This is a genomic window from Streptomyces cavernae (assembly GCF_004023625.1).
In the GTDB taxonomy this organism is placed as follows: Bacteria; Actinomycetota; Actinomycetes; order Streptomycetales; family Streptomycetaceae; genus Streptomyces; species Streptomyces cavernae.
On sequence record NZ_RPDJ01000023.1, the window covers coordinates 65,714 to 80,645 of the forward strand.

14 protein-coding genes are annotated in these 14,932 nt (G+C 69.8%); 8 read left to right on the plus strand and 6 right to left on the minus strand.

The genetic code is table 11. The annotated features are described in order from the left end of the window. Positions 1–221: 221 nt before the first annotated feature. A complete protein-coding gene (locus EF387_RS29885; RefSeq protein ID WP_202918408.1) occupies positions 222–1,031 on the plus strand; it encodes a DUF1932 domain-containing protein in 810 nt (269 codons plus the stop codon). A 28-nt stretch (positions 1,032–1,059) separates the two neighbouring features. Here the strand turns inward: EF387_RS29885 and EF387_RS29890 are convergent, their stop codons facing one another. Continuing rightward, a complete protein-coding gene (locus EF387_RS29890; protein WP_128379750.1) occupies positions 1,060–1,263 on the minus strand; it encodes a cold-shock protein in 204 nt (67 codons plus the stop codon). Between the two features lie 461 nt (positions 1,264–1,724). On the opposite strand from EF387_RS29890, the gene EF387_RS48665 reads away from it, so the two are divergent. Both EF387_RS48665 and EF387_RS29900 read left to right on the plus strand, forming a co-directional pair. Beyond that, positions 1,725–2,048, plus strand: a complete 324-nt coding sequence (locus EF387_RS48665; RefSeq protein WP_238431779.1) for a hypothetical protein — start codon at positions 1,725–1,727, stop codon at positions 2,046–2,048. A 178-nt stretch (positions 2,049–2,226) separates the two neighbouring features. After that, positions 2,227–2,706 carry a hypothetical protein gene (locus EF387_RS29900; RefSeq protein WP_128379751.1) on the plus strand — a complete coding sequence of 160 codons (480 nt, stop codon included), beginning with the start codon at positions 2,227–2,229 and terminating at the stop codon, positions 2,704–2,706. A gap of 232 nt (positions 2,707–2,938) precedes the next feature. Here the strand turns inward: EF387_RS29900 and EF387_RS29905 are convergent, their stop codons facing one another. Then, positions 2,939–5,062 carry an AfsR/SARP family transcriptional regulator gene (locus EF387_RS29905; RefSeq protein ID WP_202918409.1) on the minus strand — a complete coding sequence of 708 codons (2,124 nt, stop codon included), beginning with the start codon at positions 5,060–5,062 and terminating at the stop codon, positions 2,939–2,941. A gap of 311 nt (positions 5,063–5,373) precedes the next feature. Here EF387_RS29905 and EF387_RS29910 point away from each other — a divergent pair, with 311 nt between their 5' ends. Together EF387_RS29910 and EF387_RS29915 are read left to right on the plus strand one after the other, a co-directional pair. Then, entirely contained in the window at positions 5,374–6,252 is an 879-nt protein-coding gene (locus EF387_RS29910; RefSeq protein WP_128379752.1) for an alpha/beta fold hydrolase, read from the plus strand. 118 nt (positions 6,253–6,370) lie between these two features. Next, entirely contained in the window at positions 6,371–6,634 is a 264-nt protein-coding gene (locus EF387_RS29915; protein WP_128379753.1) for a GlsB/YeaQ/YmgE family stress response membrane protein, read from the plus strand. Between the two features lie 137 nt (positions 6,635–6,771). Here the strand turns inward: EF387_RS29915 and EF387_RS29920 are convergent, their stop codons facing one another. The 3 genes from EF387_RS29920 to EF387_RS29930 all read right to left on the minus strand — a co-directional run bounded on the left by EF387_RS29920 (position 6,772) and on the right by EF387_RS29930 (position 8,615). After that, positions 6,772–7,224 carry a potassium channel family protein gene (locus EF387_RS29920; RefSeq protein ID WP_128379754.1) on the minus strand — a complete coding sequence of 151 codons (453 nt, stop codon included), beginning with the start codon at positions 7,222–7,224 and terminating at the stop codon, positions 6,772–6,774. Between the two features lie 154 nt (positions 7,225–7,378). Beyond that, complete coding sequence (locus EF387_RS29925; protein WP_128379755.1) at positions 7,379–8,170, minus strand: VOC family protein; 792 nt, start codon at positions 8,168–8,170, stop codon at positions 7,379–7,381. A gap of 112 nt (positions 8,171–8,282) precedes the next feature. After that, positions 8,283–8,615, minus strand: a complete 333-nt coding sequence (locus EF387_RS29930) for a DUF3040 domain-containing protein (RefSeq protein ID WP_238431780.1) — start codon at positions 8,613–8,615, stop codon at positions 8,283–8,285. A 327-nt stretch (positions 8,616–8,942) separates the two neighbouring features. On the opposite strand from EF387_RS29930, the gene EF387_RS29935 reads away from it, so the two are divergent. After that, a complete protein-coding gene (locus EF387_RS29935; RefSeq protein ID WP_128379756.1) occupies positions 8,943–9,458 on the plus strand; it encodes a GNAT family N-acetyltransferase in 516 nt (171 codons plus the stop codon). A 145-nt stretch (positions 9,459–9,603) separates the two neighbouring features. Here the strand turns inward: EF387_RS29935 and EF387_RS29940 are convergent, their stop codons facing one another. Next, on the minus strand, positions 9,604–11,886 hold the full coding sequence (locus tag EF387_RS29940; protein ID WP_128379757.1) for a (Fe-S)-binding protein: 2,283 nt from the start codon (positions 11,884–11,886) through the stop codon (positions 9,604–9,606). Between the two features lie 498 nt (positions 11,887–12,384). Here EF387_RS29940 and dnaK point away from each other — a divergent pair, with 498 nt between their 5' ends. After that, the gene (gene dnaK / locus EF387_RS29945) at positions 12,385–14,235 is read left to right on the plus strand and encodes a molecular chaperone DnaK (RefSeq protein ID WP_128379758.1); all 1,851 of its coding nucleotides are present in this window, start codon (positions 12,385–12,387) and stop codon (positions 14,233–14,235) included. Further along, entirely contained in the window at positions 14,232–14,909 is a 678-nt protein-coding gene (gene grpE / locus EF387_RS29950; RefSeq protein WP_128379759.1) for a nucleotide exchange factor GrpE, read from the plus strand. The genes dnaK and grpE overlap by 4 nt, the downstream gene beginning before the upstream one ends. The last annotated feature ends 23 nt before the right edge of the window (positions 14,910–14,932 follow it).

Genomic DNA, 14,932 nt, shown 5'->3' on the forward strand with positions numbered 1-14,932 from the left:
TGCGGGGCCGCGGGCGGCGAGGTCCCTGACGTCCTACCCAGCCGCGCGCGGTCATGCCCGGGGACGACTTCCAGGCGTCGTCTACTGGCCGACTTCCTCCGCGGGCGTGAGCAAAAACGGTGTCATGGAAGCGTCAAGTGATACACGGCTGGCCCCTCGCCCACGATGGGATGGCGTCGGCCTTGGTTGCGGAGTATCCAGCACCGACGAGGAGGAGAACCGTGCGCTCGAATGCCGTTGAAGACCTTCGCATCGCCGTACTCGGCCTGGGAGAAGCGGGCGGCGCCATCGCGAGCGATCTGGTCGCGGCGGGGGCGTGCGTACGTGGTTACGACCCGGAGGTGTCGGCGCCTGCGGGCGTGACGGACACCGACAGCGAGGCGGAAGCGGCCGCGGGCAGCGACCTCGTCCTGAGCGTCAACAGTGCCTCGGCCGCCGTGGACGCTCTCCGGGCGGGCCTGGCAGGAACGTCTCCCGGCTGTCTGTGGGCGGATCTCAACACCGCGTCGCCAGCAGTGAAACGGCGTCTCGGCGAGATCGCCGGAACGGCCGGGATCGCCTTCGCCGATGTGTCCCTCATGGCCCCCGTGCCCGGCAGGGGCCTGCGGACACCGATGCTCGTCTCCGGGACGGCGGCCGTCCGCTACGCCGTGCTGCTCCGCCCCCTCGGGGCGAACGTGGACGTGCTCGAAGGACCGGCGGGGCTGGCCGCCGAACGCAAGCTGTTACGCAGCGTCTTCTACAAGGGGCTGGCGGCGGCCGTCGTCGAGGCACTCGACGGGGCCCGGGCAGCGGGCTGCGAGGACTGGCTGCGGGAGCACATCGCCGACGAGCTGACCCAGGCGGATGCCGCGACCCTGGACAGGCTCGTCGACGGCAGCCGCCGGCACGCCGTACGCAGAACCGCCGAGATGCAGGCGGCCACCGACATGCTCGACGACCTGAAAGTGCCCCCGCTGATCGCCGCAGCCAGTCGAGAGTTGTTGCATCGGCTGTCCCTCATGGAGCGCGGGATGACCTCAGCCAACTGACCGGATGCGGCGATGTCCTGGCCTGAGGTCAGGCGGGCGTGATGTTCTCCGCCTGCGGCCCCTTCTGGCCCTGGGTGACGTCGAAGGTCACCTTCTGGCCTTCCTGAAGCTCGCGGAAGCCGCTCGCGTTGATGTTGGAGTAGTGCGCGAAGACGTCCGGTCCGCCGCCGTCCTGGGAGATGAAGCCGAAGCCCTTTTCCGCGTTGAACCACTTGACGGTTCCGCTGGCCATGGTGGTGCCTCTCAGTCGATGTCGTGTCCGCACCGCGCGGACTCGAGGAGTTCGCCCTGGTCCGGCACTGCACAGCAAAGTGCCCACGCCGGAGCGCGGGCAGGTAATGCGAACCACGACTTCTGACAGCGACGCTACACGCTGAAACTGCCCGCCACCAGACAGCAACGAGCCGGTATCGCATCGTCCGGCCGCAGCAGGATGCGCAGGATGGGGCGGCGGTTGGCCTGTTCCGGTAGGCGGCACGGTCGGGGTTGTGCGTGGAGTGGGCGTGCGCGGATCCGTGCTTCTGCGCGACCGTGCGCGTCCGTTCGGGTTGGCTGTTCTTGGTGTGGGCGGAGTGGCTGGGGCTTAACCTCGCCCTTCTCGCCAGTGCTGTCGGATCGTCATTTGTGCTCGCCGCCGGTCGTTTTCGATCGCCGTAGGTACAGGATTCCGGGTGGTCACTCCATGGCCGGTAAATGATCAGCCATTCGGGGCATATTGCTTTCGGTGACGGCTTGAATGCGGCACGCTGTCGTACTCATGCGGCAAAGCAAGAGCGCGAAGCGCCGTCCGGGGGGTACACGATGAGTGTGGCGATCAATGAGCAGTGGCAGACGGATCACGATGACGATTTCGTGATCGTGGTCTCCGAGGAGGAGTACCTCGCCGCCGCCAAGCGCGCGCTGGACGATCTCGGCCTGACGTATGCCGAGTTGGAGAAGCAGGCCGCTGAGGGGTGTTTCACGTCGGCGCAAGCCCGTGCGCTGTGGGTGTCCATCGGCGGCACGGTTGGGCTCTGACCTGCAACAGCAGGCCAACGAGTTCGCCCGGGAGCTACAGAGGACACTGAACGGAACAGTGTGCAGGGATGTGCAGATCAAGGCCGTTCGGCGCCCTGGTTCCGCACCCAACCCCATCTTTACTCTCGGTCATGGCCTGACCAAAGATAACCTTCAACCTCGCCCATTCGCTCTGCGTGTGGACAACAAGAAGCCTCGCGCGTGGATGAACCTGTCCTATCAGGTGCGCATTTGCGACGAGGCGACATTCCTGACCGTCCTCTCGTCGTATTGCGGTATCTACGCCGATGAGGGCCTCACGCTATGCCTGTGTCATTTCGACTACGAGCGGGACAAGGACAAGTACACGAGCGCGCATGTTCAGGTGTACGGGAAGTCGCCGGCACTGGATCTGCTGAACGGCAAGGGCGATGAGAAGCGTCCACTGGAGAAACTGCACTTCCCGGTGGGCGGGAAGCGGTTCCGGCCCTGCATCGAGGACTTCATCGAGTTCCTGATCAACGAGCGGCTGGTCGCCGGGCGTGAAGGGTGGCAGCGGTACGTCGAGGCAGGCAGGAACCGCTACCAGTTGATCCAGCTCAAGGCGGCCATAAGGCGCAACCCGGAAGTCGTCGAGGAGTATTTGAAGGACCGGGAGCGCGCCCAGCAAGGCGAGTGACACTCGTCGTGCCGGGCCGGGCAGCGGAGTCCGTGACGACCATCCCCGCGGGCCGGCGCGGGTGCGGGTGCGGGGAGCAGGGTCGGCGGTGGATCTCCGCGGCAGCGGCGTTCACCGGTGGACGGTGGTACACGGGTGAGGGCCCGCCCCCGGAACGGTGACTCCGGGGGCGGGCCCTCTGCTGTGCGGCGGCATCAGCCGACGCGGAAGCCGCCTGCGTTTGCTCGGGTGGTCAACCGGCGGCGAGCGCGGCTTCGACGGCGCGCAGGTGACGCGTCACCGGGCCCACGGTGAGCAACCCACTGCCCGCACCCCCGATTTCACCCGCCGCCGGCGCCAGCCGAGCACGCGCCCGTTCCAGCGCACCACGCTCCCCGAGCCGCACGGCCGCGGACGCCTCCAGACAGGTCAGGGCCTCGTACAGCAGGTCCGCCGGGGCTTCCGGCACGGCGGCCAGCGCCTCGCGTGCCGCGGTGCCACGGCCCGAGCGGAGCAGGAGGAGGGGTTCGGCCCAAGGGCGGTACGGGCCCCAGTCCGCCTCCGCCCGCGCTGTTGCCTCCTCCGTCTCCGCAGCCTTCGCCGTCTCCTTCGCCGTCCCCGGTTCCGGGGCGCCGCCCGGTTCCATGGCGTCGCCCGGTTCCGCGGCGTCGCCCGGTTCGCCGTCGCACGCCAGGTCCAGGCTCAGCAGCGCCAGCGGCAGGAGTCCCTGCGACAAGCCCGGCATCCCTGCGCCGTCCAGACGCGCCGCGGCCGTCCGGTACGCGGCCCCGGCGCACTCGCGCCGACCCGCCGCCGCCAGCCGCAGCGCCCCGTACCACTCGGTGAAGACGCCCACGAGCGGCAGTTCATGGCGCTCGGCGAGGCGGTCCGCTGCGGCTGCATGGGTGTCCGCCGTGGAGAAGTCGTCGAGCGCGCCGCGGGCCTGCATCCGGATGAGGTGACCGAGCACCTCGTACGTCACGAGGTCGTGGCGTGCGGCGAGGCCGATCAGTTCGGCGCCGATCGCGTCCCGCTCGGCGGCGCGGCCCGCACGGGTGCAGGACTGCATGAACCTGCCGTTGAGCGCGAACGCCAGCAGCGCCGGGTCGTCCAGTCGGCGCGCGATCCCCTCCGCCGCCCGGGCCGCCTGCGGACCGCGCGCCGCCCGGGTGCCGCGCATCTCCAGGGCGACCGTGGCGAGCAGCCGGCAGCGGGCGGCATCGCAGGAGGGATCGCCGGGCAGCGCGGCGAGGGCCCGTTCGGCGGCGTTCACGATGCGCCGGGCCAGTTCGGGATCATCGCTGCGGGTCCAGATGGCGGGGACGTCGTAGGCGCCGATGACCCGGGCGACCAACTCGGTGTCGCCTGACTCCTCCGCCACGGTGATGGCCTCCATACGGTGCACACGCGCCGCCTCCAGACCGCCGCCGCCGGTCACCGCGAGATTGCGGATCAGGCCGACCGTCGCCTCGATCCGCGCCCGCGACCCGGCGGCGACGGTGTGGTCGTAGGCGGCCGTCGCCTCTGTCCACAGCCGGGTGGTGGCGGAGCCGGGGCCGGTCGGTCGTGGTTTGCCGGTCGGCCGGGGCGTGCGGCCGGGAGGGGCCGGCTCTGACGGGGGGCCGGGGTCGAGGTCCGGGTCCTGCCGGAGGATGGCCGTCTCCAGGCGGCGCAGGCGCGGCCCGGGGTCCAGGCCCAGCCCGTCGGTGAGGGCGGTCCGGGCACGGCGCAGTACGGCGAGGGCGTCCGCCTGACGGTCCGTCCGGTACAGCGCCAGCGCGAGCAGCCGCCAGGCCTCCTCGCGCCAGGGGTGCTCGGTGAGGTGGGCCTCCAGGTCGGGCACCGCGGCGGCGGCGAGACCGAGCGCCAGCCGGGCCGAGGCCCGCCCCTCCACTGCCTGAAGCCGTAGTTCGGCGAGGCGGGAACGTTCGGCTCGGGGCCAGTCCTCGTCCGCGAACTCGGCGTACGCGGGCCCCCGCCACATACCGAGCGCCCGGTCCAGCCGCTGCAGCGCCGCCTCGGCGGGCAACCCCGCGGCTTCGGCGACGGCGGTCTCGAAACGCCAGGCGTCCACCGCGTCGGGCTCCGCCCGCAGCACGTACCCCGGGCCGTCGGTGACCAGCAGCCGGGCCGGGGCGCGGGGCGGGCGCTCGGGTTCAAGGGCCCGGCGGAGCGCGCCGACGAAGGTCTGCACGGCGCCCACCGCTCCGGCCGGCGGGTCCTCCCACAGGTCATCGACGAGGCGAGCCACGGGTACGACGCGGCGGCGGGCCACGATCAGCCTGGCCAGCACGGCCCGGTGCCTCGGCCCCTTCAACACCAGCCCGACACCGTCCCGCTCGGCCACCACGGGCCCGAGCACGCCGAACGCGACCATTCCCAGCACCCCCTCGCCGTCCCCGCACCCTCTCGCCGTTCCGGCCTCTCGCCGTCCCCGCGCCCTCCCCCGAGGACAGGCCTCTCGTCGTCCCTGCATCCTCTCGCCGTCCGGCGCCCCCTCGTCGTCCCAGCGCCCCCTCGTCGTCCGCGCCGCCACCGTACGTGCTGACCGCCCGCTGATTCGCGCCCGGCAGGCTCGCGGTGTCCGGCGGCCCCGACGGCGAGACGAGGCACCGTCCACCGCGCGGGTCCACCGCGCGGCACCGCGGCAATTCGAAGAGCCCCCCGGGCGCGAAGAGAGGCACACCCATGTCACCGACCATCCCTGGCTTCGAGTACCAGCGCGTTCCCGTCGCCGACGACGTCGCGCTCCACGTCGCCGTGGGGGGCTCCGGCAGTCCCGTCGTCCTGCTGCACGGCTTCCCGCAGACCCACCTCATGTGGCGTCATGTCGCCGCCGAACTGGCCCGGGACCACACGGTGATCTGCCCCGACCTGCGCGGCTACGGCGCCAGCGACAAGCCGGACGACGCCGGTGGGACGGCGTACACCAAGCGCACCATGGCCGCCGACGTCGTGGCGCTCGCCCGCGGGCTCGGTCACGAGCGGTTCGCGCTGGCCGGCCACGACCGGGGCGCACTGGTGGCCTTCCGGACCGGACTCGACCACCCGGACGCCGTCACGCACCTCGCCTCGCTCGATGTGCTGCCCACGCTCGACATGTGGGAGGTGATGCACGGCGTCACCGCGGCGGTCGGTTTCCACCTCTACTTGATGGCGCAGCCGCCGGGCTTGCCCGAAGAGTTGATCGGTGCGGCGCCGGACGCGTTCTTCGGTCACTTCCTCGACCTCTGGGCGCAGGAACCGTCGGCGATCCCGGCGGACGTCCGCGCCGCGTACCTCGAAGCCTGCCGGTCCGCGGTGCCGTCGATCGTCGCCGACTACCGGGCCTCGGCCGGCCCCGACATCGAACACGACGAGGCGGACCGCGCCGCGGGCCGTCGGCTCCGGATGCCGGTCGCCGTTCTCCAGCAGGACTGGGGCGCGGCCCTCGGCTTCGACGCCGCCGCGATCTGGTCGGCCTGGGCACCCGACCTCCGTCACACCACGGTCTCCTGTGGTCACTTCATGGCGGAGGAGGCGCCGGACGAGGTCACCAAGGCCATCCGCGGTCTGCTGGCGGGCTGACCGGACCCGTCGCGGCCCGCCGGGTCTCGGGACTGTCAGGACAAATTGGGGGAACCCGTCATTCAACAGCAGATGGGTGCACCCAACAGCAGATGGGTGAATGGGTGAGAGGCCCGCCATGGAGATTTCAGGCATCATCAGCGCCATCATCATCGGCATCGTGATCGGTGCCCTCGGCCGACTCGTGGTCCCGGGCCGTCAGCGCATCGGGATCCTCTGGACGATCGCGATCGGCATCATCGCCGCACTCATCGGAAGCGCCCTCGCATCGGGCCTGGACGTTTCCGACACAGACGGCGTCGACTGGATCGAATGGCTCATCCAGATCGCCCTGGCGGCAGTGGGCGTGGCAGCGGTCAGCAAGGCGAAGGTCCGCCACTGAAGCCTTGTCCGCAACAACACGAAGCCGGGACCCGCCGAGGTCCCGGCTTCGTCCTGATCACTTGGACCCCGGCTTCGTCGTGATCACTCGGATCCCGGCTTCTTCGCGGACAACTCGAATCCCGGCCTCGTCGTAGATCACTCCGCTCCCTTGCGCTCCAGCATCCGCTCCAGCCGGTCGAAGCGTTCGTGCAGAGCGCGGGCCGTCTCGTCGTAGGCGTGGTGCAGGCGGTGGCGGCGCCGTTGTTCGCGGCCGACGAACCAGGTCGCGAGGGCCGCGGTCACCATGCCGTAGGTGGTGATGCCGAGGACCATCACCACGGACCCGATGATCCGGCCCCACAGCGTCACCGGGTAAAAGTCGCCGTAGCCGACGGTGGTGGCGGTCTCGACCGACCACCACAGGGCCCTCGGATACGTCGTCAGATTGGCACCGGGCGCCCCGTGTTCGGCGTGGACGACGGCGTACGAGCCGAGCAGCGACACCACCACGAGCACGACGGTCGCGCCGCCCGCCGCCTTCACATGCAGCGAACGGCCTTCCCGGCCGAGCAACAGGTCGAGTGCCCTGTCGAGGAATCCAGGCAGCATGCGCGGATCGTCCGCGACCCGGTCCGGCCAGGCGGAGCGGACGCGCCCGACGGCCGCCGGGGTCACCCTTTCGGCGGGCCGCTCCGCCGATGTTTCACGTGGAACACTGCGATCACGCAGCGTCACATCCCTTGCCGACCCGCTGGGTCACAGGTCAGCGAGCCGATACCGTGAACTGCGCCCCGTCCGGATCGGCCAGCACGGCCTCCGGTGCGTTGGGGTCGGCGCGCAGCACCGTGCCGCCATGGGCCTCGGCCGTGCGTATGCACGCCTGGACGTCCGGAACGCGGAAATGGATCTGCCAGTGCGGGCGGATCGTCGGATCGGGCGCCGCCTCCAAGGCACCCGAGCTGATGCGCGCCACCACGTCCTCGCCGCTGCGCAGCACCACCTCGTCCCCGTCGTAGGCGACGTCGCAGCAGCCTTGTTTGGCGCTCGCCCAGTCCAGCACCTCGGCATAGAAGATGGCGGCGTCGAAGGCGTTGCGGGTGTGCAGCTTGACGAAGGCCGGGGCCTCCTGGCGCCAGCCCTCCCAGCCGAGCACCAACTGCCCCTCCCAAATCCCGAACACCGCGCCGTCCCGGTCGGCGAGCAGTGCCGCCCGCCCGGGCGGGAAGGCGATCGGGCCGACGGCCGTGGTCCCGCCGCGTTCCCGGGTGCGGGAGGCGGCCTCGTCGGCGCTGGCCACCGCGAAGTAGGGCGTCCACGCGACGGCCACCTGCCACATGGACGCCACCGCCGCGATCCCGGCCACCGGTACGTCATCGGCGTAGGCGATCCGGAACCGGTCGCCCAGCCGGGCCGAACGCCACTTCCAGCCGAGCACCGCCGCGTAGAAGTCCTCGGCACTGTCCTGGTCGCGGGCCGTCAGGCTGACCCAGCACGGGGCGCCGAACACCGAGTGACTGGTAATGGCGCTGCTCGCGAGCGTTCTGTCGGGGTTCATCGCAGTACCGTCCTGGTGGTCGACGCGTGCGGTCCGGGTCGTTGACCGCCCCCGCACAGATCCTCGCTCAGGAGGGCGTCACTCGCTCGTTCAGCGGACTCCGTTGGCCCGTTCAGGGGACCTCGCCATGCCGTGTCCAGCGGCACAGCAGCCGGAACGCCAGCACCAGGGTGAGCGGCCACAGGGCGGCGAAGGCCCAGATCACGCCGGCCTCCGATGTGCGGATGCCGACGACGATCAGCAGGATCGAGACCATCGCCAGCAGTGCCACGACGACAGACAGCCGGGAGGGATGGCGCGGTGGGCGCGGGCGGCGCGGTGGGTGGGAAGGGCGCGGCGGGCGCATGGCCCGGACGAGGCGGCGGTCGCGCCGAAGCGCGCTTTCGATGTCCCTCAGGATGATCCGCTCGCGGGGCGACAACCGTATGTCGTTCATGTCGTCCATGGGCGGCGGGATCAGTCCGTTCCCCGAACGATATTGCTCTCCGGTTCGGGAGCATCCGGTTCGCCGGAGTCCTCACCGCGAGGCCACCGGGTGACAAGCGGGGCGTCCTTACGTGCACGTTCCTCAACCACGGGATGGCTCTCTGTTCTGGTGGTCCTGGTGCCGGGTTCCATCGGGGCACCTCCTCAGTCCGCGGGACCGAGTACCCAGAGGGGGCGGGCGAAACGGGTCGCGCGGGCGGCGCGGCCTCTCCGGGGCTCCGCTGCTTGCTGCCCGGGCCCGTAAACGTCTTTGCGGTGCCCCGCCCTCGCCGCCCACACTGGCCCGATGCTCATTCGACGCGAAAGCCCCACCGACGTAGCCGACGTGCGCGCGGTCATCGCGGCCGCCTTCGCCAAACCGGACACCCCGGATCCCGTGGAGGCCGTCCTGCTGGACGCGCTGCGAGTGTGTGACGGCTGGCTGCCGGAGCTGTCCCTCGTGGCGGTCGACGAGAAGGACGAGGTCGTCGGGCACGTCGTGTGTACGCGTGGCCGCATCGACGAGGTGCCGGCCCTGGGCCTCGGGCCGATCGGTGTCCGGCCCGACCGCCAGGGGAACGGCGTGGGCCAGGCCCTGGTGCACAGCGTGCTCGGCGCCGCGGACGCCCTCGGCGAGCCCTTCGTCGCCCTGCTGGGCAGCCCCGCCTTTTACGGCCGCTTCGGCTTCCGGACCAGTACCGAGTTCGGCATCCACCCGCCGGACGCGTCCTGGGGCGAGCACTTCCAGGTGCGCACGCTGACCGCGTACGACCCCGCCGTGCGCGGGACCTTCGCCTACGCGGAGCCGTTCGACGACGTATGACCTCGCAACGACCCGGCCATATGGCTCTGTAAGGGCGCATGGCTCCGTAAAGACGCATGGCTCTGTAAAGACGCATGGCTCGGTAAAGGCGTGTGACCCCCGTGCGGGCCCGGGGGTCACACGCCGATGTCATGTCAAGGGACGGCTACTTCACCGGAGTGGACTCCGGCTCGTTGTCGGTCTCCGCCTCGCCCGCCGGGGGCTCCGCCGCCTCCTCGACGGGTGTCTTCACCGATTCGAGCAGCAGCTGGGCCACGTCCACGACCTGGATGGACTCCTTGGCCTTGCCGTCGTTCTTCTTGCCGTTGACTGAATCGGTCAGCATGACGAGGCAGAACGGGCAGGCGGTGGAGACGATGTCCGGGTTGAGGCTGAGCGCCTCGTCGACACGCTCGTTGTTGATGCGCTTGCCGATCCGCTCCTCCATCCACATCCGGGCACCACCGGCGCCGCAGCAGAAGCCGCGCTCCTTGTGGCGGTGCATCTCCTCGTTCCTGAGACCCGGGACCTTGCCGATGATCTCGCGCGGCGGCGTGTAGATCTTGTTGTGGCGGCCCAGGTAGCAGGGGTCGTGGTAGGTGATGATGCCCTCGACCGGGGTGACCGGGATCAGCTTGCCCTCGTCGACGAGGTGCTGGAGAAGCTGGGTGTGGTGGATGACCTCGTAGTCGCCGCCGAGCTGCGGGTACTCGTTGCCGAGCGTGTTGAGGCAGTGCGGGCAGGTGGCGACGATCTTCTTCGCCGACTTGGGCTTCTTGGTCGACTCGTCCTCGTCGTCTTCCCCGAAGGCCATGTTCAGCGCCGCGACGTTCTCCATGCCGAGCTCCTGGAAGAGGGGCTCGTTGCCGAGACGGCGGGCGGAGTCGCCGGTGCACTTCTCGTCGCCGCCCATGATCGCGAACTTGACGCCCGCGATGTGCAGCAGCTCCGCGAAGGCCTTGGTGGTCTTCTTGGCCCGGTCCTCCAGGGCGCCCGCGCAGCCGACCCAGTACAGGTAGTCGACCTCGGAGAGGTCCTCGATGTCCTTGCCGACGACGGGGATCTCGAAGTCGACCTCCTTGGTCCACTCCAGCCGCTGCTTCTTGGCCAGGCCCCAGGGGTTGCCCTTCTTCTCCAGGTTCTTCAGCATCGTGCCGGCCTCGCTGGGGAAGGCGGACTCGATCATGACCTGGTAGCGGCGCATGTCGACGATGTGGTCGACGTGCTCGATGTCGACGGGGCACTGCTCGACGCAGGCGCCGCAGGTGGTGCAGGACCACAGCACGTCCGGGTCGATGACGCCGTTCTCCTCCAGCGTGCCGATCAGCGGCCGCTCGGCCTCGGCGAGCGCCGCGGCCGGGACGTCCTTGAGCTGCTCCTCGGACGCCTTCTCCTCGCCCTCCATGGTCTTGCCGCCGCCGGCGAGCAGGTAGGGGGCCTTGGCGTGCGCGTGGTCGCGCAGCGACATGATGAGCAGCTTCGGGGAGAGCGGCTTGCCGGTGTTCCAGGCCGGGCACTGCGACTGGCAGCGGCCGCACTCGGTGCAGGTGGAGAAGTCCAGCAGGCCCTTCCAGGAGAAGTGCTCGATCTGGGAGACACCGAAGACGTCGTCGTCGCCCGGGTCCTCGAAGTCGATCGGCTTGCCGCCGGAGGTCATCGGCTGCAGTGCGCCCAGGGCGGTCTCGCCGGTCGCGTTGCGCTTGAACCAGATGTTGGGGAAGGCGAGGAAGCGGTGCCAGGCGACACCCATGCTGGTGTTCAGGCTCACCGTGATCATCCAGATCAGGGAGACGCTGATCTTCACCATCGCGGTGAAGTAGAGCAGGTTCTGCAGCGTGGTGACGCTCAGGCCCTTGAAGGCGAGGACGAGCGGGTACGAGGCGAAGTACGCGGCCTCGTACGTCTCGACGTGGTGGATCGCGCCCTCGAGGCCGCGCAGCACGTAGATCGCCAGGCCGATGGTGAGGATCACGTACTCGACGAAGTACGCCTGCCAGGCCGTGGAGCCGGCGAAGCGGGACTTGCGGCCGGCCCGGGAGGGCAGATTGAGCAGCCGGATCACCATGAGCACGGCGATGCCCAGGACGGTCATCACGCCGATGAACTCGATGTACATCTCGAACGGCAGGAAGCCGCCGATGACGGGGAGCGTCCAGTCGGCCTGGAAGAGCTGGCCGTAGGCCTGGGCCAGGGTCGGCGGGAGCGTCAGGAAGCCGATCGCGACGAACCAGTGCGCGAAGCCTACGATCCCCCACCGGTTCATGCGCGTGTGACCGAGGAACTCCCTGACCAGCGTGACACTGCGCTGGTAGGGATTGTCGGTCCGGCTCCCGGCGGGGACGGGCTGGCCGAGTTTGAAGTGCCGGACGAACTGGCCGATGGCGCGCGCGAGCAGAGCGACGCCGACCACGGTCAGGACCAGCGACACGACGATCGCGGCGAGTTGCATTTGGGGGCTCCTCGGGCCTGCGAGGGGATTACTAAGCGGTAACTTATGCAGTCCGTCTGAGACTACCCACATCTTGACGCGCACTGTAGCCAGGTGGGCGGTGATATGCGTCGCTGAGGTGAACCTGAGTCCCGAGGGTTGTCTCGCCCCCGCCGCCCCTACCCATCCCATCTTGGGGGCTGCGCCCCGGTCCCCCCGCCTGGGGGTGGGCCCGAGCCCTGAGCCCACCTCCCATCCCCCGGCCCAGCCCTCAAGCCCCGAGCCCGCCTCCCGGCAGGAGCCCGACCGCAGCCCCGGGGGCGGGAAGGGTAGGGGCGCCGGGGGCGGAGGACTCCGTGGTTGTTGACGGGGGTGGGTGGCTTGATCGCCTGGTGGGGCGGGCTCATGCCCGTAAGCTTCATATAAAAGTTGAGCCCCTCCGACTCAGGTCTGTTGACCCCGGGGGAGCCGTCGTGCACACTTGAGTCCGTTCCACTCAAGTCAGCTGGAGGAATCGAAATGGCACGTGCGGTCGGCATCGACCTGGGCACGACTAACTCCGTCGTCAGCGTTCTGGAGGGCGGCGAGCCCACCGTCATCACCAACGCCGAGGGCGCCAGGACCACGCCGTCCGTCGTCGCCTTCGCCAAGAACGGTGAGGTGCTCGTCGGCGAGGTCGCCAAGCGCCAGGCGGTCACCAACGTGGACCGGACCATCCGGTCCGTGAAGCGCCACATGGGCACCGACTGGAAGATCGAGCTGGACGGCAAGCCGTTCAACCCGCAGCAGATCTCCGCCTTCATCCTGCAGAAGCTGAAGCGGGACGCCGAGTCCTACCTGGGCGAGAAGGTCACCGACGCGGTGATCACCGTCCCGGCGTACTTCAACGACTCCGAGCGTCAGGCCACCAAGGAGGCCGGCGAGATCGCGGGTCTCAACGTTCTGCGTATCGTCAACGAGCCTACCGCCGCGGCCCTGGCGTACGGCCTCGACAAGGACGACCAGACCATCCTCGTCTTCGACCTCGGTGGCGGCACCTTCGACGTGTCCCTCCTGGAGATCGGCGACGGCGTCGTCGAGGTGAAGGCCACCAACGGCGACAACCACCTCGGTGGTGACGACTGGGACCAGCGCGTCGTCGACTACCTGGTGCAGCAGTTCAAGACCGGTCACGGCGTGGACCTCGCCAAGGACAAGATGGCGCTCCAGCGTCTGCGTGAGGCCGCGGAGAAGGCCAAGATCGAGCTGTCCTCGTCCACCGAGACCTCGATCAACCTGCCCTACATCACCGCCTCCGCCGAGGGCCCCCTGCACCTCGACGAGAAGCTGACCCGCGCGCAGTTCCAGCAGCTGACCGCGGACCTGCTGGAGCGCTGCAAGACCCCGTTCCACAACGTCATCAAGGACGCCGGCATCCAGCTGAGCGAGATCGACCACGTCGTTCTCGTCGGTGGCTCGACCCGTATGCCCGCCGTCGCCGAGCTCGTGAAGGAGCTGACCGGCGGCAAGGAGGCCAACAAGGGCGTGAACCCGGACGAGGTCGTCGCCATCGGCGCCTCGCTCCAGGCCGGTGTCCTCAAGGGTGAGGTCAAGGACGTCCTGCTCCTCGACGTGACCCCGCTGTCCCTCGGTATCGAGACCAAGGGCGGCATCATGACCAAGCTGATCGAACGCAACACGACCATCCCGACCAAGCGGTCGGAGATCTTCACGACGGCCGAGGACAACCAGCCGTCGGTGCAGATCCAGGTCTACCAGGGCGAGCGCGAGATCGCGGCCTACAACAAGAAGCTCGGGATGTTCGAGCTCACCGGTCTGCCGCCGGCGCCGCGCGGCGTCCCGCAGATCGAGGTCTCCTTCGACATCGACGCCAACGGCATCATGCACGTGACCGCGAAGGACCTGGGCACGGGCAAGGAGCAGAAGATGACCGTCACCGGCGGCTCCTCGCTGCCGAAGGACGAGGTCGACCGGATGCGCCAGGAGGCCGAGCAGTACGCGGAGGAGGACCACCGCCGCCGCGAGGCCGCCGAGACCCGCAACCAGGGCGAGCAGCTCGTCTACCAGACGGAGAAGTTCCTCAAGGACAACGAGGACAAGGTCCCGGCCGACGTCAAGACCGAGGTCGAGACGGCCGTCGCCGAGCTGAAGGAGCAGCTCAAGGGCGAGGACACCGCCGAGATCCGCACCGCCACCGAGAAGGTCGCCGCCGTCTCGCAGAAGCTGGGCCAGGCGCTGTACGCCGACGCCCAGGCCGCGCAGGCCGCGGGCGGTGCCGGTGACGCCGGCGCGGGTCAGGCCAAGGCCGCTGACGACGACGTCGTCGACGCCGAGATCGTCGACGAGGACCGGAAGGACGGTGCCGCGTGACGGAGGAGACCCCGGGCTTCGACGAGCAGCAGCCGCAGCAGGCTCAGCCGCAGCAGCCCGACGTCCCCTCCGGCGGCACGTCCGACGACGCCGAGCCGCAGGCCGCCCCCCAGCAGGGGGCGGCCCCGGCCGGGGACGCGGCACAGGTGGCGGGTCTGACGGCCCAGCTGGACCAGGTACGCACCGCGCTCGGCGAGCGCACGATGGACCTGCAGCGGCTGCAGGCCGAGTACCAGAACTACCGCCGACGGGTCGATCGCGACCGGATCGCGGTCAAGGAGATCGCCATCGCGAACCTCCTGACCGAGCTCCTGCCCGTGCTCGACGACATCGGCCGGGCTCGTGACCACGGCGAACTGGTCGGCGGCTTCAAGTCGGTGGCCGAGTCGCTCGAGACGGTCGCGGCCAAGATGGGTCTGCAGCAGTTCGGCAAGGAGGGCGAGCCCTTCGACCCGACGATCCACGAGGCCCTGATGCACAGTTACGCGCCGGACGTCACCGAGACGACGTGCGTCGCGATTCTCCAGCCTGGGTATCGGTTCGGCGAGCGCACCATCCGCCCCGCGCGGGTCGCCGTGGCGGAACCCCAGCCCGGGGCGCAGACGGTCAAGGCCGACGATGCCGCTGCGGAGGCCTCGGAGGAGCAGGAGAGCGGTGGCCCGGACGAGGGCTGACGTGGGAGACGTACGGAAGGAGG